26 protein-coding genes are annotated in these 23,760 nt (G+C 32.6%); 18 read left to right on the top strand and 8 right to left on the bottom strand.

What is annotated here, in order from left to right:
- Positions 1 to 262: 262 nt before the first annotated feature.
- Complete coding sequence (locus JJQ60_RS03230) at positions 263 to 907, top strand: peptidoglycan-binding protein LysM (RefSeq protein ID WP_201916563.1); 645 nt, start codon at positions 263 to 265, stop codon at positions 905 to 907.
- 7 nt (positions 908 to 914) lie between these two features.
- Here JJQ60_RS03230 and JJQ60_RS03235 read toward each other — a convergent pair whose 3' ends face one another.
- The 3 genes from JJQ60_RS03235 to dnaA all read right to left on the bottom strand — a co-directional run bounded on the left by JJQ60_RS03235 (position 915) and on the right by dnaA (position 3,666).
- Positions 915 to 1,649, bottom strand: coding sequence for an SAM-dependent methyltransferase (locus JJQ60_RS03235; protein WP_201916564.1), 735 nt, complete (start codon positions 1,647 to 1,649; stop codon positions 915 to 917).
- Between the two features lie 110 nt (positions 1,650 to 1,759).
- A complete protein-coding gene (locus JJQ60_RS03240) occupies positions 1,760 to 2,224 on the bottom strand; it encodes a low molecular weight protein-tyrosine-phosphatase (protein ID WP_201916566.1) in 465 nt (154 codons plus the stop codon).
- A 14-nt stretch (positions 2,225 to 2,238) separates the two neighbouring features.
- Complete coding sequence (gene dnaA / locus JJQ60_RS03245) at positions 2,239 to 3,666, bottom strand: chromosomal replication initiator protein DnaA (protein WP_201916568.1); 1,428 nt, start codon at positions 3,664 to 3,666, stop codon at positions 2,239 to 2,241.
- A gap of 198 nt (positions 3,667 to 3,864) precedes the next feature.
- On the opposite strand from dnaA, the gene JJQ60_RS03250 reads away from it, so the two are divergent.
- Positions 3,865 to 4,269: an acyl-CoA thioesterase gene (locus tag JJQ60_RS03250; RefSeq protein WP_201916570.1), complete on the top strand. Its 405-nt coding sequence runs from the start codon at positions 3,865 to 3,867 to the stop codon at positions 4,267 to 4,269.
- Here JJQ60_RS03250 and JJQ60_RS03255 read toward each other — a convergent pair.
- From JJQ60_RS03255 to JJQ60_RS03275, 5 genes are read right to left on the bottom strand one after another with little or no spacing between them, the layout of a single operon-like run.
- Entirely contained in the window at positions 4,263 to 4,880 is a 618-nt protein-coding gene (locus tag JJQ60_RS03255) for an IMPACT family protein (protein WP_201916572.1), read from the bottom strand. The two genes, JJQ60_RS03250 and JJQ60_RS03255, sit on opposite strands and share 7 nt — an antisense overlap.
- 10 nt (positions 4,881 to 4,890) lie before the next feature.
- A complete protein-coding gene (locus tag JJQ60_RS03260) occupies positions 4,891 to 5,760 on the bottom strand; it encodes an EamA family transporter (protein ID WP_201916574.1) in 870 nt (289 codons plus the stop codon).
- A complete protein-coding gene (locus JJQ60_RS03265; RefSeq protein ID WP_201916576.1) occupies positions 5,757 to 6,365 on the bottom strand; it encodes an HAD family hydrolase in 609 nt (202 codons plus the stop codon). Before JJQ60_RS03265 ends, JJQ60_RS03260 begins: the two co-directional genes overlap by 4 nt.
- Entirely contained in the window at positions 6,358 to 7,401 is a 1,044-nt protein-coding gene (gene ribD, locus JJQ60_RS03270) for a bifunctional diaminohydroxyphosphoribosylaminopyrimidine deaminase/5-amino-6-(5-phosphoribosylamino)uracil reductase RibD (protein WP_201916578.1), read from the bottom strand. The genes JJQ60_RS03265 and ribD overlap by 8 nt, the downstream gene beginning before the upstream one ends.
- 1 nt (position 7,402) lies before the next feature.
- Complete coding sequence (locus tag JJQ60_RS03275) at positions 7,403 to 7,864, bottom strand: hypothetical protein (protein WP_201916580.1); 462 nt, start codon at positions 7,862 to 7,864, stop codon at positions 7,403 to 7,405.
- A 126-nt stretch (positions 7,865 to 7,990) separates the two neighbouring features.
- Here JJQ60_RS03275 and JJQ60_RS03280 point away from each other — a divergent pair, with 126 nt between their 5' ends.
- The 16 genes from JJQ60_RS03280 to JJQ60_RS03355 all read left to right on the top strand — a co-directional run bounded on the left by JJQ60_RS03280 (position 7,991) and on the right by JJQ60_RS03355 (position 23,681).
- A complete protein-coding gene (locus tag JJQ60_RS03280) occupies positions 7,991 to 8,479 on the top strand; it encodes a GNAT family N-acetyltransferase (protein ID WP_201917202.1) in 489 nt (162 codons plus the stop codon).
- Positions 8,480 to 8,493: 14 nt separating this feature from the next.
- Positions 8,494 to 9,345 carry a peptide chain release factor N(5)-glutamine methyltransferase gene (gene prmC / locus JJQ60_RS03285; protein ID WP_201916582.1) on the top strand — a complete coding sequence of 284 codons (852 nt, stop codon included), beginning with the start codon at positions 8,494 to 8,496 and terminating at the stop codon, positions 9,343 to 9,345.
- Between the two features lie 11 nt (positions 9,346 to 9,356).
- A complete protein-coding gene (locus JJQ60_RS03290) occupies positions 9,357 to 9,947 on the top strand; it encodes an LOG family protein (protein WP_201916584.1) in 591 nt (196 codons plus the stop codon).
- 18 nt (positions 9,948 to 9,965) lie between these two features.
- A complete protein-coding gene (gene ligA / locus JJQ60_RS03295) occupies positions 9,966 to 11,960 on the top strand; it encodes an NAD-dependent DNA ligase LigA (RefSeq protein ID WP_201916586.1) in 1,995 nt (664 codons plus the stop codon).
- Positions 11,957 to 12,643: a lysoplasmalogenase family protein gene (locus JJQ60_RS03300; protein WP_201916588.1), complete on the top strand. Its 687-nt coding sequence runs from the start codon at positions 11,957 to 11,959 to the stop codon at positions 12,641 to 12,643. The genes ligA and JJQ60_RS03300 overlap by 4 nt, the downstream gene beginning before the upstream one ends.
- 138 nt (positions 12,644 to 12,781) lie before the next feature.
- Positions 12,782 to 13,477, top strand: a complete 696-nt coding sequence (locus JJQ60_RS03305; RefSeq protein WP_201916590.1) for a hypothetical protein — start codon at positions 12,782 to 12,784, stop codon at positions 13,475 to 13,477.
- A gap of 770 nt (positions 13,478 to 14,247) precedes the next feature.
- On the top strand, positions 14,248 to 14,952 hold the full coding sequence (locus tag JJQ60_RS03310) for a hypothetical protein (protein WP_201916592.1): 705 nt from the start codon (positions 14,248 to 14,250) through the stop codon (positions 14,950 to 14,952).
- A 299-nt stretch (positions 14,953 to 15,251) separates the two neighbouring features.
- Positions 15,252 to 15,773: a DUF6913 domain-containing protein gene (locus tag JJQ60_RS03315; protein ID WP_201916594.1), complete on the top strand. Its 522-nt coding sequence runs from the start codon at positions 15,252 to 15,254 to the stop codon at positions 15,771 to 15,773.
- Positions 15,774 to 15,775: 2 nt separating this feature from the next.
- Positions 15,776 to 16,651, top strand: a complete 876-nt coding sequence (gene dapA / locus JJQ60_RS03320) for a 4-hydroxy-tetrahydrodipicolinate synthase (RefSeq protein WP_201916596.1) — start codon at positions 15,776 to 15,778, stop codon at positions 16,649 to 16,651.
- 11 nt (positions 16,652 to 16,662) lie between these two features.
- Positions 16,663 to 17,595 carry an ion channel gene (locus JJQ60_RS03325; protein WP_201916598.1) on the top strand — a complete coding sequence of 311 codons (933 nt, stop codon included), beginning with the start codon at positions 16,663 to 16,665 and terminating at the stop codon, positions 17,593 to 17,595.
- A 212-nt stretch (positions 17,596 to 17,807) separates the two neighbouring features.
- Positions 17,808 to 18,599, top strand: coding sequence for an outer membrane protein assembly factor BamD (locus tag JJQ60_RS03330; protein WP_201916600.1), 792 nt, complete (start codon positions 17,808 to 17,810; stop codon positions 18,597 to 18,599).
- Between the two features lie 15 nt (positions 18,600 to 18,614).
- Positions 18,615 to 18,947 carry a DNA-directed RNA polymerase subunit omega gene (locus JJQ60_RS03335; RefSeq protein ID WP_201916601.1) on the top strand — a complete coding sequence of 111 codons (333 nt, stop codon included), beginning with the start codon at positions 18,615 to 18,617 and terminating at the stop codon, positions 18,945 to 18,947.
- A 4-nt stretch (positions 18,948 to 18,951) separates the two neighbouring features.
- Positions 18,952 to 20,163: a bifunctional phosphopantothenoylcysteine decarboxylase/phosphopantothenate--cysteine ligase CoaBC gene (gene coaBC / locus JJQ60_RS03340; protein ID WP_201916603.1), complete on the top strand. Its 1,212-nt coding sequence runs from the start codon at positions 18,952 to 18,954 to the stop codon at positions 20,161 to 20,163.
- On the top strand, positions 20,156 to 21,040 hold the full coding sequence (gene porD, locus JJQ60_RS03345) for a type IX secretion system protein PorD (protein ID WP_201916605.1): 885 nt from the start codon (positions 20,156 to 20,158) through the stop codon (positions 21,038 to 21,040). The genes coaBC and porD overlap by 8 nt, the downstream gene beginning before the upstream one ends.
- Positions 21,041 to 21,120: 80 nt before the next feature.
- Complete coding sequence (recN, locus tag JJQ60_RS03350; RefSeq protein ID WP_201916607.1) at positions 21,121 to 22,776, top strand: DNA repair protein RecN; 1,656 nt, start codon at positions 21,121 to 21,123, stop codon at positions 22,774 to 22,776.
- 86 nt (positions 22,777 to 22,862) lie between these two features.
- Entirely contained in the window at positions 22,863 to 23,681 is an 819-nt protein-coding gene (locus JJQ60_RS03355; RefSeq protein ID WP_201916609.1) for an enoyl-ACP reductase FabI, read from the top strand.
- Positions 23,682 to 23,760: the final 79 nt, after the last annotated feature.

Here is a 23,760-nt window from a genome sequence, read left to right on the forward strand (position 1 = left end):
TTTCTGTTAATTACGGTTTGTTTTTAGATAACAATTTTATTCGATAAAATTACATGATTTGACGTTTAAGTGTAATAATCGAGTGTTTTTTAGGGTGTTTTTATCTTTTTTTTGCTTCTTTTTAAATGTAAATAACTAGTAATCAGTAATTTAATTATTTTAACATTTTGTTCTTAGTAGTTTAAAAAAACATCGTATATTTGCACCGCAAAAATTTAAGTAGAGGGGACCATTTTTTAATGGCTACTTAGAAATTTTTTATATGATAAAAAGGATAATAAGTTTATCTATATTACTTACGATTGGGGGAATACTTTTGTTGAGTTTTACGACTACTAAAAAACCGGATTTTAGCTCATATAGCACTTCTGGACTTGACTTGTATTACGTTGCACCGAACTTTAATGAAATAGAGGATAATAATGTATTTGTTTTTCCTGAACTTGGTAAATCTTATATCGGGTTTAAGGAAGCTGTTGCATTTAAAGAATCTAGAGGAGCGTATGGTGTAGTGAACCAATTTGGTTATATGGGAAAATACCAGTTTGGAAAAAGTACTTTAGATTTAATAGGAGTTGGGAATGTAAGTAGAAAGGAATTTCTTGGCAATCCGCAGCTTCAAGAAAAAGCATTTTATGCATATCTTTCAAGAAACAAATGGGTTTTGCGCAGAGATATTAAGTGGTTTGCTGGTAAAACTATAAACGGGGTTAAGGTTACTGAGTCTGGAATTCTTGCTGCAGCTCATTTAGGAGGTCCAAATGCTGTAAAAAGATACTTGCGTAGTGGAGGTGTTAATGGTTTTGCTGATGCGTTTGGTACAACTATCCGTTACTACATGAAACGATTTGGAGGTTATGATACTTCTTTTGTAGTGTCTAATCGAAAAGCAAAGGTAGTTCTTTAGTATCTTTTTAATAATCTCTTTGTATGATGTATATAGTTGGTCTTTTGTGAAGATCAATTTCATTCTCTTTTTTCCATTCTGCGATGGTTTTAGTGGCAATATACTCTGTAGTTAGGGTAATGTCGCACGCAATGCATAAACGCGTATTGTTGTTTAGTATAGATTTGAGATCATCAAACATTTTATCATTTCTATAAGGTGTTTCAATAAAAATTTGTGCTTGATTCTTTTCTAGAGAGGTTTTTTCTAAGTATTTGATTGTTGATTTTCTTTCGTTCTTGTCAATGGGTAAATAGCCATTAAAACTAAAGTTTTGACCATTCATGCCGCTGCTCATCATTGCTAATAATATAGATGATGGGCCTACAAGTGGAGTGACTTGTATTCCTTTTTCGTGAGCTATTCTAACAACTTCTGCTCCTGGGTCTGCAATCCCAGGGCACCCTGCATCTGACAGTAATCCAACAGATTCTCCATTAAGACAAGGGGTTAAGTATCCAGGGATTTCTGAAATATCAGTGTATTTATTTACTGTGTGTATAATCAGTGATCGCTGTGATTTGCTTGGGCTTACCTTTTTAATAAATCGTCTAACCGGTTTTTCGTTTTCAACGATATAGTGATTTACCTGTTCTAATACTTTTTTGATGGATATGGGTAAGACTTCTAGAGGTACATCGTCTCCTAATCGTGTTGGGATTAAGTATAGTTTTCCTTTGGGATCTAGGGGTTTAAGCTCCATAGGTTTGTTTTATAGCCAATTGATGGTAATTGGTTTGTTTTTTAGTGTTTTAAAAGTTGTATTGTGTATTAAATCAAATTTAAATATACAAAAACTTTATTTTTGAAAAGCTAACTACGGTTTTCTAGTTTTATAACGATATTATCACATGCTTTATTGAGCATTTGGTATACATCTTCAAAGCCTTGCTCGCCACCGTAATATGGGTCGGGAACATCTAGGTTTTCGTTTGTATATAGTTCGTTTAGGATAAGGGTTACTTTGTTCTTGTCTTGTTCTTTGTTTGTTAGTTTTTTAATATCCTGATAGTTAGAGTTGTCCATAACATAGATGAAGTCGTAAGTTTGGAAATCTTCTATGTTAAATTGCGCAGCCCTTTGGTCGCTAATATCAATACCGTATTTTTTTGCTATAGCGATTGATCGTTTATCGGGTTTGCTGCCAATATGATAATTGCTTGTTCCGCATGAGTTTACTATATACTTACTGGGGTCAAGCTTGTTTTTTAAGATGCCTTCTGCCAAAGGGGATCTGCAGATATTGCCTAGGCAAACCATTAAGATTTTGGTTTTCATATTTCGATAAAAAGTTACAAGGTGAGCTTTTTGCCTAAATCTTCTACGTATTTTCTAAATTGTTTATCGGTAGATGAAAGGTTGTCTACTGTCTTACATGCGTGCAGTACAGTGGCGTGATCTCTTTTGCCAATTTGAGTTCCAATACTTGCTAATGATGCCTTGGTAAGTTTCTTTGCAAAGAACATTGCAAGTTGTCTGGCTTGAACGATATGTCGTTTTCTTGTTTTGGACTGAAGAGTTTCAACGTCCATTTGGAAATAATCGCTTACTACTTTTTGAATATAGTCAATAGAAACTTCCCGTTTCGTGTTTTTGACATAATTATCCACTATAGCTTTTGCTAAATCTATAGTAATGTCTTTTTTGTTGAACGATGAGTGTGCTATTAGAGAGATAATTGCCCCTTCCAATTCGCGGATATTGGTTTTGATATTATTGGCCAGGAATTCAACAATCTCTTCTGGCATTTCTACACCATCTCTGTATAATTTGTTTTTGATAATAGAAACCCTGGTTTCAAAATCTGGTTGATGCAACTCTGCAGATAATCCCCATTTAAATCTAGAGAGTAGTCTTTGTTCTATATCCTGCATATCAACAGGAGCCTTGTCACTAGTTAGAATTACTTGTTTTCCGTTTTGGTGTAAATGGTTGAATATATGGAAAAATACATCTTGAGTACCAGCTTTTCCGGATAATAATTGGATGTCATCAACTATAAGTACATCTATAATTTGATAAAAATGAATGAAATCATTTCTATTGTTCTTTTTTACAGATTCTATGTATTGTTGTGTAAATTTCTCTGCAGAAATATAAAGCACTGTCTTTTCTGGGTAATTATCTTTAATATTTACACCGATTGCATGTGCTAAATGTGTTTTTCCTAAACCAACACCACCAAAAATAAGTAATGGGTTAAATGAAGTTCCTCCCGGTTTATTGGCAACGGCCATACCAGCGGATCTTGCTAATCTATTCGAATCTCCTTCTAGGAAATTGTCAAAGTTGTAACTTGGATTAAGCTGAGATTCTATTTTTACATTTCGTATTCCAGGAATAACGAAAGGGTTTTTTAATTCAGGGTTCTTACTTTTGATAGGTACATCTACTTCCTGAGCATTTACAGGGGTTCGGTTTGCACTTGGGATTTTTTCGGTAAAAGGTTTTTTGTTACCGTAGGTGTTTTCCATTTTGATTACATAAACCAATTTAGCGTTTTCTCCCAATTCGCGTGTTAGAGATACCTTAAGTAAGTTTACATAATGCTCTTCTAGCCATTCGTAAAAAAATTTACTAGGGACTTGAATACTTAAAGCGCCATCTGTAAGTTTTACAGCTTTGATGGGTTCAAACCAAGTTTTAAAAGCCTGTGGAGTAATATTATCCTCTATAAAAGATAAACAATTATCCCAAACTGATTGCGCGGTTACATTCATTCCAGTGGTTAGATTTACTATTTTTCTGTTAAGTTACTAAAAGTAATTGTTGAAAAACTCCTTACTGTTTTTGCTTGACAAATATGTGAACAAAAAATGTAAAAAAAAAACGATTTCGGGGTTGAATTTTAATTATTTTTTTTGCATAATTTGATAGTACTACTTTTAACAATTTTAATGTTTTTATATTTTTATCCTATGTCAATCACCTCAGAGACTACATTGAAAGTGCGATATTCAGAAACTGATCAAATGGGGGTTGTTCACCATGGCAACTATGCGCAATACTTAGAATTGGCGCGTATTGATTGGTTATCCCGATTAGGTATTTCTTATAAATCAATGGAAGCAAATGGTATTATGCTTCCGGTATATACTTTAGACTTTAAATTTAATAAATCTGCTTTCTTCGATGACGAATTGACTGTTAAAACTTTGCTTAGGAAAATTCCTACGGCAAGAATTATTTTTGACTATGAGATCTTTAATGGAGATCGGGAACTACTAACAACTGCGTCTTCAACCCTTGTGTTTGTTGATAGTAAAACAAGAAAACCTATCTCGTGTCCTTCTTACTTAATCGAAAAAATTAAAAATTATTGATCTGCTAACCTTTTAATTTTTATTTCATACAACGGGGAAAAAACCTCATTTATTTTATCAATATTTCTTTTTCTGACTAAAATATATAGTTTACAGTTCAATTCAAGTTCTTGTTTTGTGATTTTAATGTTGTTTTCTTTGATGATACGCATCACTTTATTCATATCCTTGTATTCAAAATGAATAACAAAACTGATATTGATTGTTTTTTCTACAATTTTTGAAGCTTCGAGAGCTTGTTGAGCCGAGGTGCGATAAGCGTTGATAAGCCCGCCAACTCCTAATTTTACACCTCCAAAATATCGAACTACAATAATTAAAATATTGGTAACTTCAAAGGATTGTATTTGTCCGTAAATGGGTTGTCCGGCAGAATTAGAAGGTTCTCCGTCATCATTAACACGATATCTATAGTTTTCTGATCCTATTTGCCAGGCATAGCACCAATGTCTCGCAGAATGATGTTGTTTTTTTAGATTTTCTATATATCGTTTAACCTCTTCTTCAGATGAAACTGGAAAAGTGTATCCAAAAAATTTACTGTTTCTATCTTTAAATAGAGTTTCTTCTCCGGGAGAATCTATAGTCTTATATGTGTCCTTTATTTCCAATTAATTTTAATTATATAGAAAAAGCAACCAGAATTATACTTATAATGGCTAGAATAATACCGATCCAATTTTTAAGTATTAATCGTTCTCTAAAAAGTATTATTCCTGCAACAGTAGAAACTAAAAGTATAGCTACATTATTTATGGTAAACACGGTAGAACTATCCATGTTGTCATATCGCAATGCTTTTATTAAAAAATAAATTGAAAAGTAATTAGGAACTCCCAATCCTATTCCAGCTATGACATTCCTTATCGATAATTTTAGGGAGCCTTGTATTGCTTTGTATACTAATGTGCAAATCCCAACAATAGCGGCAAAACCAAAAATTGAAGCTGAAAAAACGGGAACATCATTCTCTGCTACGTAGTTAGTTTCAAAAAACTTAAGACTTGTGTCAATAATCCCACTTCCAATAAAAACCAATAGTGGAAAAATTAGATTTTCTTTAGTAATAGAAATCCCTTCGGCCGTTTTCATTGATGTAAGATATACGGCAAATAAGGCAATAATAATTCCGATGATCTTAACGATACCTGTACTTTCGTGATATACCAGAATTCCAAAGATTATGGGTATAGCTAGGCTCATCTTGGTGGCTACAGCGGCAACAGATAATCCATTTTTTTGTGTGGTAATAGCCATTAAATTGAATACAGATATAAAAATCACTCCCAACCCCATGGCACCGTAAAACCAACCTTCTTTAGAAACAGTACTTATGTCTATAGGGTCTGAATAAGCCACAATACCAGAGATTGATGCAACAACGTAATTAATGACAATGGCTTGTAGCGTGTCTACATTGTATTTAGAGAATAGCTTAAAGATTACAAAAATCAAGCTCGAAGCTAATATGCTTAAGATTAAATAAATCAAAATAAATCAGATTTTATGGTAAATAAATTTGTTATGTCTTCTTGTCTAGGATCATTGTTCCAGGTATGAATTCCTAGTCTTGAGGCTCCGTTGGTGTTTTCTTTGGTGTCATCAATAAATAAAGTTTCATGAGGCTGTATTTTATGCTGTTGTAAAACGAATTCAAAAATATCAGATTCTGGTTTTCTTAGTTGAATTTGATGAGAGAGATAAAAAGCATCGAAGCAGGATTTAAAATCATTATAAAATGTAATGTTTTCTTTGATCCAGTTAATATGTAATTCGTTGGTGTTGCTAAGTAAAATTAGTTTGTATTCATGGTTTTTGGCCAGATTTTGAATGAATTCTAATCGATGCTTCGGAAAATCAAGTAAAATAGCGTTCCAGGCATTAATGATTTGTTTTTCTGAAGCTTTCGGGTATAATCCTTGGTAAAAGCGAATAAAATCTGGAGTTGTAATTGCACCAATTTCGTATTGATTGTTAACTGTTTCTATTTCATTGAAATTGGAAGTTTTTCCTAATAAAGAGAGCTCTCTAATTGTTGCGGTTTTATCTAGATTAATGAAGACATCGCCAAAATCAAAAATTATTGTTTTAATCATTTTTATATATTCTTATGGTGTCATTCATAATTTTTCTTTCAGAAACCAAATTTCCCTTTAGCGTAGGGGCTTTGATTCCGTTGTTAAATGTAGTATTTCCTTCAAAAACTCTGGCTTCATCCCATAGATTTTCATTAATAAAAGACTGTATCGTTTGTGTGCCACCTTCAATAATTACAGACTGAATCTCATGTCTGTAGAGTATGGTGCATATTTCTTCAATAATTTTCTCCTTCGTTTGTATTACTTCGTAAGTAAGATTATTGAAACTTTCTTTTTTAAACTTTTCTGAAGTAATTATGATGGTAGCTGTCGTGTTGTCTAATATTGCAGAATCCTCAGTTATTTTACCAGATATGTCAATGGCAATTCTAATTGGATTTTTACCGGGCCATTCTCTGGTTGTAAGTTTTGGATTGTCTTTGATTACAGTTTTATTACCTACAAGAATGGCTTGTTCTTCTGAGCGCCATTTGTGCACTAATTGCCTGGAGTGCGAATTAGTAATCCAAATAGGTTTTCTGTTCTTTCTCGTTTCTGGTGCAATAAAATGATCTTGGGTTTGGGCCCATTTTAAAATGATATAAGGCCTTTTCTTATTGTGAAAAGTAAAAAATCTCTTGTTAAGTTCGAGACATTCTTTTTCTAATACGCCAACCGTAACATCGCAACCGGCATTCATTAATTTTTGAATTCCGGTTCCAGATACTTCTGAAAAAGTATCGATGGTTCCTATAACAACTTTTTTAATTCCTTTTTCGATAATTAAATCACTGCAAGGAGGTGTTTTTCCATGATGACTGCAGGGTTCCAGACTTACATAAATAGTGGCGTTTTTTAATACCGCTTTGTTCTTGACCGATTTAATGGCGTTTACTTCGGCATGAGGTTCTCCGGCTTGATAATGCCATCCTTCACCAATAATCTGATTGTTATAAACGATAACGCTACCAACCAATGGATTTGGATAGGTACTTCCTAAACCATTTTTAGCTAGTTGAATGCATCTACTAATGTGTTTTTCGTGTATTGTCAATTTATTTTAATGATATTTTTTGTTCTTTATCAATCTTGTACGGATAAGAAAAACTACCTAAATGGTATCTGATGTTTCCTTTGTATTGTACGTTTAGAGAATCGGTCTGGATTACTTTTAAAACACTTCCTAAAATGTTGGTTTTATTTTTCTCATAAATTTTAGAGAGCGAAAACGTGCCTTCTAGAGGGATTGCAAATTCATTTTCTGCCGGAACATCAAATTCTTTCGAAGAAATTGTTCCTACGTCGATGTTATCTATAAAAACATGAATATCATCTATAGAAAGTTTTCCTTTTAGATTATTCGGGTTGTTAAAAACAGCATCTGCTCTAAGGGTAACATTACGTAAACCTATGCTTTTAACTTCAAGATTTTCAACATGTTTAAATTTTGGTTTTTTAGATATTGTACAGCTGGTTATAAGCAGAAACGTTGTTAATAATAAAAAAAAGTTCTTCATTGATTCCTGATTAGATTTAACGTATATTTCAATATCCTTTAGAAGTAATTTTTTGCCCAAAAGTAATTCATGAGAATATTCTTATTTGTAATTATAGATAAGGCAAAAGTAGTATTTAAAAATATAATGGGAACAATAAAAATAAGGAAGATAAAGCCAGAAGATAATCAAGTAATCGCTAAAGTAATCAGAGAGGTTTTGGTAGAAATGGGTGTTCCTAAAGTTGGGACGGTATTTGAGGATGAGGCTCTTGATATGATGTATGAAACATATACTTCGAAAAATGCAGCATATTTTGTTGTAGAAGAAGATGGCATTGTTATTGGAGGTGCTGGAATTGCTAGATTAGAGCATGGGAGCTCTGATACCTGTGAACTTCAGAAAATGTATTTCTTACCTATTGCCAGAGGCAAAGGGATTGGGTATGAAATGATAAACATCTGTCTTGATCATGCAAAAGAACAAGGATTTACTAAGTGTTATTTAGAAACTATGCCATATATGAAGGCAGCGAGAAAATTGTATAAAAAAGTGGGTTTTAAAGATCTTGATGGTCCTGTTGGTGATACAGGTCACTTTAGTTGTCAAGCATGGATGATCAAAGATTTGTATTAAAAAAAATATTCCAATTGAAGATAAAAGATCTTAGAAATAATTTTTTGAATTCTCTATCGGCAATTTATGGTATAGAAGAAACGCGTTCATTTTTTTATATGCTTTCAGAACATATTATGGGATTACGAAGAGTAGATATTGCTGTACATTTAGAAAAGAAATTGCCTGAGGCAGAAATGGTTAGTTTTGCCGATGCTACGGATCGATTAAAAAAACAAGAACCAATACAGTATATTATAGGTGAGGCCAATTTTTATGGACTTGACTTTAGTGTAAACTCCCATGTTTTGATCCCAAGGCCGGAAACTGAAGAGTTAGTAGACTGGATTATAAAAAATCTAAGCACAAGAAAAGAACAAATAAATATTCTTGATATTGGCACGGGTAGCGGTTGTATTGCAGTTTCTCTGGCTAAAAATTCACCCCATGCAAAAGTATATGCACTTGATGTTTCAGAAGAAGCTATTTCTGTAGCTAAAAGCAATGCAAAGAAAAATCAAGTGGAAGTAACATGTATACAAGCAGATATTTTAAAAACTGAACGTTTACCACTGGATTTTGATGTTATTGTGTCTAACCCTCCTTATGTACGAGAGTTGGAGAAAAAGGAGATGAAAGCGAATGTTTTAGATAACGAACCAGCATTGGCATTATTTGTGGCAGATAATGATCCCTTGATCTTTTATAAAAGAATTACCGAATTAGCAAAAAGAAGCTTAACTCCAGGGGGTTCATTGTATTTTGAAATTAATCAATATTTGGGTTTAGAGACAAAAAATATGATCGAAGCTTCAGGTTTTGAATCTGTGATATTACGTAAGGATATATATAATAATGATCGAATGATACATGCGTCTATAAACTAAAATAATAGGATATGAATACTTTAGATTCGATTTGTGTGTTTTGCGGAAGTAGCGAAGGTAATGATACCCGTGTGATTTCTGAGGCATTCCTTCTTGGAGAAAAACTCGCTCAAAAAAATATTACCTTAGTATATGGAGCGGCTAAAATTGGAATTATGGGTCAAGTAGCCATGGGGTCGATGAAGCATAAAGGGAAAGTGATTGGTGTGATTCCAGAATTTCTTAAGTTAAAAGAAGTCGTTCATCAAGGATTGCATGAGTTAATTACAACAAAGAATATGCATGAAAGAAAAATGAAAATGCATGAGCTTAGTGATGGCTTTATTACATTGCCTGGTGGATTTGGGACGTTAGAAGAACTTTTTGAAATTATAACATGGGCGCAATTAGGGTTGCATCAAAAACCGATTGGCCTTTTAAATACTGGTGGCTTTTATGATAATCTTTTAGGGTTGTTAGAAAATATGGTAAGAAGAGGGTTCTTAAAAATGGAAAATTATGAGTTACTTCTGGTCGATGATGATATTGATCTCCTATTAGAAAAAATGAAAACCTTTAAACCTGTTCAAGTGCCTAAATGGTTAAAATTGGACAGAACCTGATATTATTTAGTATATAAAATGACTACAGAACAAAAAATCAATCAACTACGAGAAGATCTAAGACAGCATAATTATAAGTATTATGTGCTGGATACACCTACAATAAGTGACTATGAGTTTGATATGATGCTTAAAGATCTACAGGCACTAGAAGAGAAGCATCCAGAGTTTTATGATCCTAATTCGCCCACACTAAGAGTAGGTGGAGAAATAACCAAGAATTTTGAAACTGTGGTTCATGATTATCGGATGTATTCTCTAGATAACTCATACTCTAAAGAGGATCTGCTTGATTGGGAAAAACGAATAAAAAAAATAGTAGATGGAGAGGTTAGCTATACTTGTGAGCTTAAATATGATGGAGCATCTATAAGTTTGACATATGAGAATGGAGAGTTGCTGCGTGCTGTTACTAGGGGCGATGGTATTCAAGGTGATGATGTAACAACAAATATAAAAACGATTAAATCAGTTCCTTTAAAACTCAAAGAGGGGTATCCACCTAAATTTGATATTAGAGGTGAGATTGTGTTGCCTTTTGAAGGGTTTGCTAAAATGAATCAGGAGCGAATTGCTGCGGGAGAAGAGCCTTATATGAATCCTCGTAATACAGCCTCAGGAAGTTTAAAATTGCAAGATAGTAGTGAGGTGGCCAAGCGTCCTTTGGATTGTTTGTTGTATAATATTACAGGAAATAGATTAGGAATTAGTTCTCAGTTCGAAAGTCTTGAAAAGGCTAGAGAATGGGGATTTAAGGTGCCGCCAGAGTCAAAAAAGGTAAATACTATTGATGAGGTATTGGATTTTGTAGCCTATTGGGATGAGCATCGTCATGATTTACCTTATGAAACCGATGGAGTGGTAATTAAAGTGAATAATATTCAACAACAAGAAGAGCTAGGTTTTACTGCCAAAGCACCAAGATGGGCAATGGCATACAAGTTTAAAGCTGAACAAGCGGTTACTATACTTAATGAGATTACTTACCAGGTAGGAAGAACTGGAGCGATTACTCCCGTTGCTAATCTTAAACCTGTATTACTAGCAGGAACTACTGTAAAAAGAGCTTCGCTTCATAATGCAGATCAAATAGAGAAATTAGATATTCGAGAAGGGGATACCGTTTATGTTGAAAAAGGAGGTGAGATTATTCCTAAAATTATTGGTGTAGATTTCAAAAAAAGAACATCTGATTCTGTGCCAACACAATATATAACTCAATGTCCTGAGTGTCATACTTCGCTCATTCGAAAAGAAGGTGAGGCACAGCATTATTGTCCAAATTATGCTGGATGTTCTCCTCAAATCATTGGCCGGATCCAACATTATATTTCACGTAAGGCCATGGATATAGAAGGTCTAGGAGGTGAAACAGTGGCGTTACTTGTAAATGCAGGCCTGATAGTGAATTATGCAGATCTCTATGAGTTGAAAAAAGAACAAGTGCTACCTTTAGAGCGAATGGCAGAAAAAAGTGCAGAAAACCTTATTTCGGGGATAGAAAAATCCAAAGAAATCCCTTTTGAAAGAGTGCTATTTGCTTTAGGGATTCGGTATGTTGGAGAAACTGTTGCTAAAAAACTAGTAAAGCATTATAAAACTATTGATGCAATTATTGCCGCTACAGAAGAAGAATTGGTAAACGTTGATGAAATAGGGATTAAAATCGCCCAAAGTGTAAAAGAGTTTTTTGATTCTGAAGATAATAAAGCTTTAGTGGATCGATTAAAACAATATCAAGTTCAATTGGAGATTTCTGCAGATAAATTAGCTAATCAAACCGATACTTTAAATGGTCAGGCATTTGTTGTCTCTGGGGTTTTTGAGAAAGTGTCGCGTAATGAACTAAAAAAAATGATTGAAGATAATGGAGGTAAAGTGTCAAGTTCTATTTCCTCTAAAACTTCATACGTTGTTGCTGGAGCCAATATGGGGCCAAGTAAATTGGAAAAAGCGAATAAATTAGGGATACCAATCATCAGTGAAGATGATTTCCTTAGTAAAGTAACATGAAAGTAAGAACGCTTATTAAAGTATTACTACTAATCACGGGTGGGCTTTGTGTGTATAGTACTGCAATGCAATTACCAATGCTAGAGTTTTATGTAAAGCCAACTACAGTTCCTTTGTTTTTTATGTTGTATTGGTTTAATGTTAAAAAACCAGATGGGCTATTTTTATTCATATTGTTCCTTTGTTTTTTGGGAGATATTTTTTTACTAGTCAATGTAGATAATAGCTTTATGTATGTACTTTTAAGCTATACTACATGTTATATAATCCTATTTTATTTTTTGTATAAAAATCATAAGCCTTTAAATTACAGCACTACAGATATTATTTACTTAGTTGTGTTTTTTTTGTTGTGGACTTTAATTGCTTATAAGATTTATGATGTAACTCATGGTTCAATGGGGGTGATTAAGCCTTATGGGGTGAGTTATTTAGTGATTTTATATCTTCTTTTGATTGGTGCCGTTTTTCAATATGTCAATATAAGATCAGCAAAATCATTATTCTTCTTAATTGCAATACTAAACTTTGTTGTAAGTGATGCTTGCTTTGCTTTAAACAGGTTTTATATCCCTTCAATAGAATTCGAAATTATAAATTCGATTTATCAATTATTGGCAGTTTTCTTTCTTGTGAAATTCAAGATATCAAGTCCTGTACCTTTAAAGTTGCAGGAGGTATGAATTAAAAGGTAGAGGGCTAAGAGTTTTAATTGTTATAATTTTGCTATCTTGTGTACAGGAGATTATCACACTAAATTATTTCGGGATGGCGTACTCAGAATTAATTATGATTAATTTTTTGAGTATAAAAAATGTTTAATGAATGGAGAAAAATTACTAAAACTTGTTATTTCTTTTTTAGTTGTAGTACAGGTACTTGGTTTTGTATTCAAAAACTCGTTGTTATACTTGTGCGCCAATGCAATACTTCCCGCTTTAATTGCTTTAATTTACTTTATAAGCACTAAAAGAATAAAATTGTTTCATGTCGTTGTTCTTTTAGCTCTTTTGTTTAATAAGTGGATTGTTTTTTTTATTGAGAATAATTTGATGAAATCTCTGATAATAGGACGTATTATGGTTTATGTCTTGTTGTTTTATTTTTTGTATTACAACCATAAATCGTTTAAATACAATAGCAGAGATGTGTTTACATTGGTATTGGGTAGTTCTTTGTATACTGTTATCTTCTTTATGGCATATTTATCGCTGAAAGAACAAATGGGAGAGTTGCATGTGATCGGTTTTCTTAATCTGCTATTGATTTATATTTTACTAATTGTTGGTGCAATGCACTATATAAATATACAATCGGAAAAATCACTTTGGTTTTTTTTGTCAATGTTAAACTTTGCGTTTAGTGATTTTATGTTGTTGTTAGATACGTTTTATTTACAATCATATGAATTAGAGGTCTTGTTGTTGATATGCGAGCCCTTAGCTATTCTTTTTTTAGTGAATTATATGGTTACAAAATCTCTAAAACTCAAATCAGAAGAATTTGAGGGGTTTTAATTAAAAGATGACTATTTGAAAGTAGCAAAATTTACATATTATTTGTTTTATGTAACTGGATTTCTAACTATGTTGGCCTCTATTTTTGCTCGTGACATAGTTATTTACTTCAAACCTTTTGTTATTGTAGCATTAAGTTTATTGTATTTAACAAATACCGAAAAGAAAAACTATTTTGTTTTAGTAAGCTTATTATTGCTTTTGGTTTGTGAAATACTTTTTCTTCGGGATTATTTACAGAATTTTGCAATTATACATGTTTTGCTTTCCGTGCATTATGCTCTTAATATTGGTCTGCTTTGGAAGAGTTTACAATTGATTAAGATAAGGCTTAAAAAGATTTTTACATTACAATTGTTGATATCTATGGCTTTGATTGTGTATGTGTTGTTTTCTGTTGCGAAATTGATTCTTCCTAAGGTAAACGATCATTTTTTTGCTCTAACAATGTTGGTTTTTTTCTTCTCTTTATTTATCGGGGTGTGTTATTATATTTATTTAAATAGTAAAACTGTGGTTAGTTATTCGTTGATGGTGGCAGCGTCATGTTTTTTAATTGTTAATATTCTTGCGGCCTTAAATCGGTTATACATTTCCATAGAGGTGTTTCCGATAATAAATAACCTGCTGCAGGTTTTTGGACAGTTTTTTTTAGTGAAATTTTTTATTGAACAACACAAATTGGTTCCGAATGAAGAAGATTTTTTTTAAATACGATCTTTTTTAGGGTTGATTTGTGTTGGTAATTTTTATAGGTAATTATTAGATTTTTGAAAAAAATAGAGTTTACATATTTAGTGTTCTATTGCGCTTTTGCAGTAGTGGTATGTGTATCTATCTTTTTAGATAAATGGTTGTTGATCTATGTAAAACCAATAGTTCCTCTTTCTTTGATTTTATTATATTCGAGATCGATCAAAAAGATTGATTTTTTGTTTCCGTTTAGTATGATTGTTATATTAATTACAGATATTTTTAATTATACTGATTTTGTGAATTTTTTTGACCTTATTGCAATATTAATATCGCTTTTTTATGTTTTATGCCTTCTTTTACTTAAAGATTTTATTTCTATAGAAGATATTCAACTGGACAAATTAATATCACCTCCGGTTATAGTCAGTTTAGTTTTTATCGTGTATCTAATATATTCTATTATAGAACTGGCAATGCCCAAAATTGGTAGTTCTGTAGGTTCGATAGCTATAATTGTAGCGAGTTTACTTTTATTTGTGGCAGTTAGTTTCTTTATTTATGTGGCAGATAGATATGAAAAATCGATTTATTTATTTATCTCTGCTTGTTGTACGTTATTTGTAGATGCGCTTTTGGCGATAAGTGAATTGTATTATTACACAAGGCTTTTTACAGTTCTGATCAATATAGCTGAGATAGTTGGTCTTTATTTTTTTACTATTTTTTTAATAAAGACAAAACTTGTTGATGTAGAAGAGCTAAAAGAAAAATATTTTTAGAGTTAATTGTACTAAAAATGTATAAGAATTGTTTTTATCAGCAACCATATAAAATGTTGAGGTTTGATGTAATATTGAGTAAATGTATGTATAGGTTGTCTGTTTTTGTTGTACTGTGTTGTAATTCAGTTGGTTTATTCGGGGTTTATAATCCGGTGTTTTAATTAGAATATAAAAGAAAGAGTATCCGATAGAATAAATAATTTATGAAGAAACGATTTTTTAGTTTTCTTGAAGTAAACGAAGTGATTTTAAATTGTAAAATAGCTACATTTGTGGCTTCTTAATCTTTTTTATAAATGATTTTAAAGGGTCTTAAAAGAAATGCAATAAAAAAAAGTATTGAAACTCATTTGAAGAAGAGAGATTCTTCGTCTACAGGAATTTCTAGCCTTAAAACCCTTGCCGTGCTTGTTGATGCATCGTATGCTGTTAATATAGCTTCAATTGTAAAATTGGCAAGCGAATTACAAGTCGACCCCGAAAATTTAAAAGTAGTAGGATATAAAGAAGATAAAGATCTAGAAGATGATAAGGATGCTGCATATTATAATGATAAAAGCTTTGCTGTTAATGGCTCTATAAGAAATAGTGCTTTGCAAGATTTTGTAAATAAAGATTATGATGTATTGATAAACTTTTATGAGGAGGATAAACTTGAGTTGAACTATGTTGCTGCAGTTTCAAAAGCAAAACTTAAGATTGGTTTTGCAGAGGTAGATAATCGAATTAATGATTTGATCATTGGTTCTACAACACACGATACTAATCTCTTCATAGCAGAACTAAAGAAATATTTAAAAATTTTACAGGTTATATAATTATGAGTGGGTTTCTTAGAGGAACGGGTGTAGCACTGGCTACTCCATTTAATAAAGATGGTTCTATAGATTTTGATGGGGTTACCTCATTAGTTAATTACTGTATTGATGGAGGTATAGAATATCTTGTTGTGTTAGGAACAACTGCAGAATCGGTTACACTTTCTAAAGAAGAAAAAAAGACACTGGTTCAGCATGTTGTCAAAGTTAATAATAAGAGACTTCCTGTTGTTATTGGTATTGGAGGTAATAATACAGCTGCAATACTGGAAGAATTAGAACAGATAGATACATCAGAATTTGATGCTATTCTCTCTGTAGTTCCAATGTACAATAAACCAACTCAAGAAGGCATGTATCATCATTATAAAGTTATCAATGATACTTCTCCATTGCCAATTTTGTTATACAATGTGCCATCGCGTACTGGAAGCAATATGACAGCAGAAACTACATTGCGCTTATCTAAATTAGATAATATTATTGGTATTAAAGAAGCGGTAGGAGATTTTACTCAAGTCCTAAGGATTATAAAAGATAAACCGGATGATTTTCTAGTGATTTCTGGAGATGATACATTAGCTTTACCTGCAGTAGCGGCTGGAGGTGATGGCGTTATCAGTGTTATAGGTCAAGGTTTTCCGAAAGAGTTTTCAGAAATGATTAGATTAGGGTTGTCAGGTCATATCCAACAAGCTTTTAATGCGCTGTATGGACTTTTACCGGTTATCGATTATGCCTTTGAAGAGGGTAACCCCGCAGGGATAAAAAGCATCTTAAAAACAAAAGGTGTTTGTGATGACAATGTTCGTTTGCCTTTACTACCCGCAACGCAAGATTTAGCAAAAAAAATAAAAGTGTTTATTGAAAATTACTAATTTTCACCCTCATGGCTAAGCGAATAAAGGATCCGGGAATAGGAAAATCATCAAATAGGCATGCTAAACGTTTTATTAATCAAGATGGATCGTTTAATATTAAACATGTTAATAGACCTAGTTCTTTATCAGAAAGTTATAACTATTTAATTAGTATAAGTTGGTGGAAATTCTTTCTTTGGGTGGTAGTAGGGTACATCTTGGTTAACTCTTTATTTGCAATAATTTATATAATCTTAGGTGTATCCGATATTGCAGAGCCTACAGGTAGCATTTTTATGGATTTTCTTAATGCTTTCTTTTTTTCGGCTCAGACAATTACTACCGTTGGATACGGAGCAATGGCACCAAAAGGGATGTTATTTGGTATTATTTCTTCATTTGAGGCCCTCATTGGGTTGCTAAGTTTCTCATTTATTACAGGGTTATTGTATGGTAGATTTTCTAAACCAAAAGCAAATATAAAGTTTAGTAATAGTATAGTTTTACTAGAGCACAATGGTGTAGATTCTATAATGTTTAGACTAATGAGCGGAAGCTCAAATGTTATGATTAGACCTAAAATAGAAGCTACACTAGCACTTTCTCAAGAAGGGGATGATAAAAAGTATATAAACAATTTTTATAGCCTTAATTTAGAGCGTAATTCGATTACCTATCTTCCTACTACTTGGACTATTGTGCATCCAATTGACGAAAAAAGCCCATTAAAAGAATTTAATAGAGAAGAATTATCGCAATTAACAGCCGAGATATTACTTCTAGTTAGTTATTATGACGAGTCTTTTAATCAAGAGGTGCATCAAGTTCATTCTTATGTCCTTAAGAACCTTAAAAAAGATCATCGTTTTACTCCGGCATTTTATTATAACGAACTTGGGTATACGGTTCTTGATCATGATAAGTTGAACAAGACATATGAGAATAAGCCAGGTAAGTTATAAAGAGGTGTTATAGTTTGTATATTCTGCAACATATACTTAATTGTATAGTTATTAAAGTAAATCAAAATCAAGAAAGTTTTAACAATTGATATTGTTTTTTAAAGTATTTTATCTGTCTGTCAAAAAATAATAGATATCGACAGTTGAATTGATGAATTAAAGTTTTTGTAATACCGCAGAAATATCTATTTTTGCACGATGTTTTTTAAGCTATGAAGAGATTATTGTATTTACTAATTTTTGTGTTAACCTTTGGATCGTGCAGCGAGTACCAAAAAGTACTTCGTAATGACGATGTTTCTCCTAAATATAAAATGGCCGAAGAGTTGTATAAAGAAGGAAAGTACAAGAAAGCTTTAAGACTTTTTGAACAAATTGTTCCTCAATATAGGGGGAAACCACAGGCAGAAAGAGTAATGTATTATTATTCTGATACATATTATCAGTTAGAAGATTATTACTTGGCTGGTTATCAATATGAGAGATTTGTAAAATCATTTCCTAGAAGTGATAAAATTGAAGAAGCAGCGTTTAAAAGTGCAAAAAGTTATTATTATTTGTCTCCCAGGTACAGTTTAGACCAAACTGAAACTACTACTGCGATAGAAAAACTGCAGTCCTTTATTAATACTTTTCAAGAAAGTGAAAAATTGGCAGAAGCTAATACTTTAGTTGCAGAATTAAGAGAGAAAAAAGAAAGAAAAGCATACGAGATTGCTAAACAATATCATCATAGAGAGAATTATAAAGTAGCAATTTCTGCTTTTGATAATTATTTGGTTGACTACCCAGGGTCACCTTTTAAAGAAAAAGTACTATATTACAAGCTAGAGTCTGAGTATCTTTTGGCTATTGGAAGTTATGAAAACTTGGTCGAAGATCGTTTAGAAGTTGCTCAGGGCTACTATAATAATTATAAAAAATATTACAAGTCGGGTGAGTATACAGAAAAAGCTGAAGAAATAGCGCAAGATATAAAGTCACGACTAGAACAATTTAAATAAAAAATTAAGTAGAAGATGGATTTGAAAAAAAGTAATGCTCCGGTAAATACTACTACAATCGATAAAAACCTTATTGATCAACCAACAGATAATATTTACGAGGCGATTTCTATAATATCAAAAAGAGCAACTCAAATTAATACTGATATTAAAAAAGAACTTCTTGAAAAATTAGATGAGTTTGCTACGTATAATGATAGTTTAGAAGAAATCTTTGAAAATAAGGAGCAAATAGAAGTTTCTAAATTCTATGAAAGGTTACCGAAACCACATGCTTTAGCGGTACAAGAATGGTTAGAAGATAAGATCTACCATAGAAATACAAAAGCGGACACAGAATCTTTATAAATCTATGTCTGTTTTAAGCGGTAAAAAGATTTTAATAGGTGTCACCGCTGGTATTGCTGCATACAAGATCGCTGGTTTGGTACGTCTTTTTATTAAGGCTGGTACTCAGGTAAAAGTGGTAATGACACCTGCAGCAAAAGACTTTGTTACGCCACTTACATTATCAACACTATCCAAAAACGAAGTCTATTCTTCTTTTTATAATGAAGAAGATGAGAATGCAGTATGGAATAATCATGTAGATCTTGGTCTATGGGCCGATCTAATGATTATCGCCCCGGCAACAGCTAATACCTTGTCTAAAATGGCTACAGGTAATAGTGATAATTTGTTGCTAGCTACGTATTTATCTGCAAAGTGTCCTGTTTATTTTGCACCTGCAATGGATCTGGATATGTATAAGCACCCTTCTACCAACGAAACATTCAAAAAACTACAAGAGTTTGGTAATATTATGATTCCGTCAGAATCAGGTGAATTGGCAAGTGGTCTGGTGGGGCAAGGCAGAATGGCAGAACCAGAAACCATTGTAGACTTCATAGAAAAGGATATAGTTAGTAAATTACCACTCAAAGGCCAGAACGTACTAATAACTGCCGGTCCTACATACGAAGCTATTGATCCTGTAAGATTTATTGGTAATCATTCTAGCGGTAGAATGGGGATTGAGCTTGCAATGGCTGCTGCAAATTTAGGAGCACAGGTTAATCTAGTGCTTGGTCCATCATCATTAAGAATCGACCATAGTTTTGTTAATGTGATCAATGTGGTAAGTGCAGAGGATATGTATCAAGCTGTAGTTTCTAATTATGATAGCTGTGATATTGCCATAGCATCTGCTGCTGTAGCCGATTATAGACCTAAACATGTGTCTGATCAAAAAATTAAAAAAGCAGATACGGCCTTTTCAATTGAGTTAGAGCGAACTAAAGATATCCTTAAATGGATGGGAGCCGAGAAAAAGGATCAGTTTCTAGTTGGTTTTGCATTAGAAACGGAAAATGAAGAAGAAAACGCAAAAAAGAAGTTAAAAAATAAAAATTTAGATTTAATTGTTCTAAATTCTCTCAATGATAAAGGAGCTGGTTTCAAAGGAGAAACTAATAAAGTGAGTCTGATTAATCATAAATTTGAGATTAAAGCGTTTCAATTAAAAACTAAAGCAGAAGTTGCTAAAGATATATTCAATGAAATTAATGCACTTAAAAATGAATAGATTCTTCCTCATTGTACTACTTATTTTCAGTTTTAATCTTTCTGCTCAAGAGTTTAATGCTCAGGTAGTTGTCAATGCAGAACAAACTGGAAATCCAAACCTGCAAGTATTTAAGACTTTAGAACGTTCTTTGAAGGAATTTATCAATAATACTAAGTGGACTAATATAGACTATCGAACAGAAGAACGAATCAATTGTAGCTTTTTTATTACCATAGTAAGTTATACTAATGATGCTTTTTCAGCAACTGTTCAAGTGCAAGCTTCTCGTCCGGTATATGGATCGAATTATGAAACTACGATCTTTAATGTCAATGACAAGCAATTCAGTTTTGATTATTTAGAATTTCAGCCGCTAAACTATAACCCTAATAGTTTTGAGTCTAATTTGATCTCTGTTATAGCATTTTATTTATACACTATTCTTGGGGTTGATGCTGATACGTTTGAGTTAAACAGCGGTACTAAATATTATGAAGAAGCTAAAAACATTGTAGGTAATGCTCAAGGAACAACTTCTTCAGGTTGGATTAGGGATAAAGACCCAAATAGATATAGACTTAATGATGATTTGCTTTCAGGTACATATGATGGATATAGAACGGCTATGTATACCTATCATAGAGAGGGCTTAGACGTCATGAATAATAACCTGAAAAAAGGAAAAGAAGTGATTACAGAGTCTATGAAATCACTTCAGGATATGCATAATAACAGACCAAACTCATATTTGATGAGAGTGTTTTTTGATGCCAAAGCAGATGAGATATCAAGTGCACTTTCTGGAGGTCCTTCAGTTAATATTGCTGAAACTATACAAATACTGAACAGAATAGCGCCAACATATTCTGATAACTGGAAAAACATCAAGTTTTAGAAAACTCTTTTTTTAAAACAGATAAATTCTTCTTAAAACTATAGTATCTTTACTTTTTAAACAATAAAAATTTCTATCCGTTGCTTAGAGGTCTTTCTATAAAAAACTTCGCTTTAATAGAACAGCTACAAGTCTCTTTCGATTCTGGTTTAATAACTATAACCGGTGAAACAGGAGCTGGAAAATCATTATTGTTAGGAGCTTTAGGGTTGTTGCTCGGTAAGAGAGCCGATCTTAGTAGTGTAAAAGATAGTTCGCAAAAATGTATTATTGAAGGGGTTTTTGAAATAAAACACTATGATCTTACAAGGCTTTTTGAAGAAGAAGGTCTCGATTATGAAAATGAAACAATTATAAGACGTGAGATTTTACCCTCTGGAAAATCAAGGGCTTTTGTAAACGATACGCCAGTTACGTTGCAATCTTTAGCACTGTTGGGTGCTAAATTAATTGATATTCATAGTCAACATCAAACCCTAGAGGTTACTACCAATGATTTTCAGTTTGAAGTTCTGGATGCATTAGCAGAAACATATCGAGAAATAGAATCGTATAAACGTGGGCTTACCTTACTTAAAGAAAAAGAAAAAGAAGTCAATAGTTTAATTGCTAATCAAGAAGAGTTTAATAAAGAATATGATTACAATGCTTTTTTGTTGAAAGAGCTGGAAGAAGCAAAGCTTAAGGCTGGAGAGCTGGCAGAGCTGGAAGAGCGATATGAAAAGCTAAATAATATTGAAGAAATTCAGGAAAGGCTATCGGGATCAATAGCTATTGTGTCTTCTGAAGAAATAGGAGTTTTAGATCAATTAAATACGATAAAAACTAACCTTTCTAAAATTGAGTCCTTTTCGGGAGCATTAAAAGAGCTTTCAGATCGAGTTCAAAGCATTTACATCGAGTTAGATGATGTACATCTATCATTGCAAAACGAATTAGAAAAACTTGAAGCTGACCCTGAGCAATTAGAGCAACTAAGTAAACGTATAGAGCTCTTACATAACTTACAGGTGAAACATACAGTTTCTACAGTAGAGGAGTTAATAGAAATTTCTGAAACACTTCGACAAAAAGTATCCAAGACAGAATCGCTTACAGATGATATCAATGAATTAAGAAATGAGATCGATAGAATAAAATCTCAATTAGATGATGTAGCAGAAAAGATCCATAAAAAGAGAAATAAAGCACTTCCGAAATTAATTGAAGAATTGGAAGAGATATTAAAATCTTTAGGAATGCCTAATGCTTCATTTAATGCTACTTTGGAGATGCAAGAAAAGTATCTGTCTAACGGAAAAGAAGTGTTAGCATTCTTGTTTTCTGCCAATAAAGGAGGTTCTTATGGAGAATTGAAAAAAGTAGCTTCTGGTGGAGAATTATCGAGGATTATGATTGCTATAAAAGCAATTCTTTCCAGATATGCACAATTGCCTACTATTATTTTTGATGAGATCGATACCGGAGTTTCTGGTGAAGTGGCTCAGAAAATGGCAGATTTGATGATGAATATGAGTAAGAATCTACAAGTTTTTAGTATTACTCATCTACCGCAGATAGCTGCTAATGGACAAAGTCATTATAAGGTATACAAAGAAGATATCAATAATACCACGGTTACACAACTTAAGCTATTGGATAAAGAAGAACGAGTGCATGAGATTGCAGAAATGATAGGAGGCAAAAGTATTTCTGATTCTGCATTGACCCACGCAAAATCTTTATTACATAATTAAACGCTAAAATGTATTTTGATGGGTTGCTGTTTGGGTCGTTTTATTATCTTTACGGCTTGTATAACCATCTTTAATTAAGAATTAAAATGTCACACAATTTATTAAAAGGTAAAAGAGGAATTATTTTTGGTGCACTTGATGAAAATTCAATTGCCTGGAAAACTGCAGAACGTGTTTTTGAAGAAGGAGGAAGTTTTGTGCTTACCAATGCTCCGGTTGCTATGCGTATGGGGGCAATTAATACTCTGGCCGAGAAAACTAATTCTCAGGTTATACCTGCAGACGCTACTTCTTTGGAGGATCTTGAAAATCTTATTGAAAAATCAATGGAAATTTTGGGGGGCAAACTTGACTTTGTTTTACACTCTATCGGAATGTCGGTAAATGTTAGAAAAGGACGTCATTATACAAACCTTAACTACGATTGGAGTCAAAAAGGATGGGATGTATCCGCACTTTCTTTTCATAAAACAATGCAAACATTGTATAAAAAAGAAGCTATGAATGAGTGGGGAAGTATAGTTGCACTAACATATATGGCTGCACAACGTGTATTTCCGGATTATAATGATATGGCAGATAATAAAGCATATTTAGAATCTATTGCACGTAGTTTTGGGTATTTCTTTGGTACAGATCATAAGGTTAGAGTAAATACAATTTCTCAATCACCAACACCGACCACTGCCGGAAAAGGAGTAAAAGGATTTGATGGTTTTATAGAATATGCAGATAAAATGTCTCCATTAGGTAATGCTACGGCAGATGAATGTGCAGATTATACTATTACTTTATTTTCTGATTTAACAAAAAAAGTAACATTGCAAAATTTATATCATGATGGTGGTTTCTCTAATGTAGGAGTAAGCCAATTGGTAATGGATAAATTTGTTGATGAAGAATAAATAGTGTAGAAACCAATAATACGTTATATAAAATCCCATGCTTAATTGGTTATGGGATTTTTTGTTGATTACCTTTGTT

This window comes from Aquimarina mytili (assembly GCF_016735115.1).
Taxonomy (GTDB): domain Bacteria; phylum Bacteroidota; class Bacteroidia; order Flavobacteriales; family Flavobacteriaceae; genus Aquimarina; species Aquimarina mytili.

Coding starts and splice junctions, on each gene's coding strand:
- JJQ60_RS03305 (WP_201916590.1), top strand. CDS start 12,782: ATGAATGGAGAAAAATTACTAAAACTTGTTATTTCTTTTTTAGTTGTA.
- JJQ60_RS03230 (WP_201916563.1), top strand. CDS start 263: ATGATAAAAAGGATAATAAGTTTATCTATATTACTTACGATTGGGGGA.
- JJQ60_RS03265 (WP_201916576.1), bottom strand. CDS start 6,365: ATGATTAAAACAATAATTTTTGATTTTGGCGATGTCTTCATTAATCTA.
- JJQ60_RS03330 (WP_201916600.1), top strand. CDS start 17,808: ATGAAGAGATTATTGTATTTACTAATTTTTGTGTTAACCTTTGGATCG.
- JJQ60_RS03235 (WP_201916564.1), bottom strand. CDS start 1,649: ATGGAGCTTAAACCCCTAGATCCCAAAGGAAAACTATACTTAATCCCA.
- dapA (WP_201916596.1), top strand. CDS start 15,776: ATGAGTGGGTTTCTTAGAGGAACGGGTGTAGCACTGGCTACTCCATTT.
- JJQ60_RS03300 (WP_201916588.1), top strand. CDS start 11,957: ATGAAAGTAAGAACGCTTATTAAAGTATTACTACTAATCACGGGTGGG.
- ligA (WP_201916586.1), top strand. CDS start 9,966: ATGACTACAGAACAAAAAATCAATCAACTACGAGAAGATCTAAGACAG.
- dnaA (WP_201916568.1), bottom strand. CDS start 3,666: ATGAATGTAACCGCGCAATCAGTTTGGGATAATTGTTTATCTTTTATA.
- JJQ60_RS03325 (WP_201916598.1), top strand. CDS start 16,663: ATGGCTAAGCGAATAAAGGATCCGGGAATAGGAAAATCATCAAATAGG.
- JJQ60_RS03335 (WP_201916601.1), top strand. CDS start 18,615: ATGGATTTGAAAAAAAGTAATGCTCCGGTAAATACTACTACAATCGAT.
- JJQ60_RS03315 (WP_201916594.1), top strand. CDS start 15,252: ATGATTTTAAAGGGTCTTAAAAGAAATGCAATAAAAAAAAGTATTGAA.
- JJQ60_RS03290 (WP_201916584.1), top strand. CDS start 9,357: ATGAATACTTTAGATTCGATTTGTGTGTTTTGCGGAAGTAGCGAAGGT.
- JJQ60_RS03280 (WP_201917202.1), top strand. CDS start 7,991: ATGGGAACAATAAAAATAAGGAAGATAAAGCCAGAAGATAATCAAGTA.
- JJQ60_RS03250 (WP_201916570.1), top strand. CDS start 3,865: ATGTCAATCACCTCAGAGACTACATTGAAAGTGCGATATTCAGAAACT.
- coaBC (WP_201916603.1), top strand. CDS start 18,952: ATGTCTGTTTTAAGCGGTAAAAAGATTTTAATAGGTGTCACCGCTGGT.
- JJQ60_RS03240 (WP_201916566.1), bottom strand. CDS start 2,224: ATGAAAACCAAAATCTTAATGGTTTGCCTAGGCAATATCTGCAGATCC.
- JJQ60_RS03275 (WP_201916580.1), bottom strand. CDS start 7,864: ATGAAGAACTTTTTTTTATTATTAACAACGTTTCTGCTTATAACCAGC.
- JJQ60_RS03355 (WP_201916609.1), top strand. CDS start 22,863: ATGTCACACAATTTATTAAAAGGTAAAAGAGGAATTATTTTTGGTGCA.
- porD (WP_201916605.1), top strand. CDS start 20,156: ATGAATAGATTCTTCCTCATTGTACTACTTATTTTCAGTTTTAATCTT.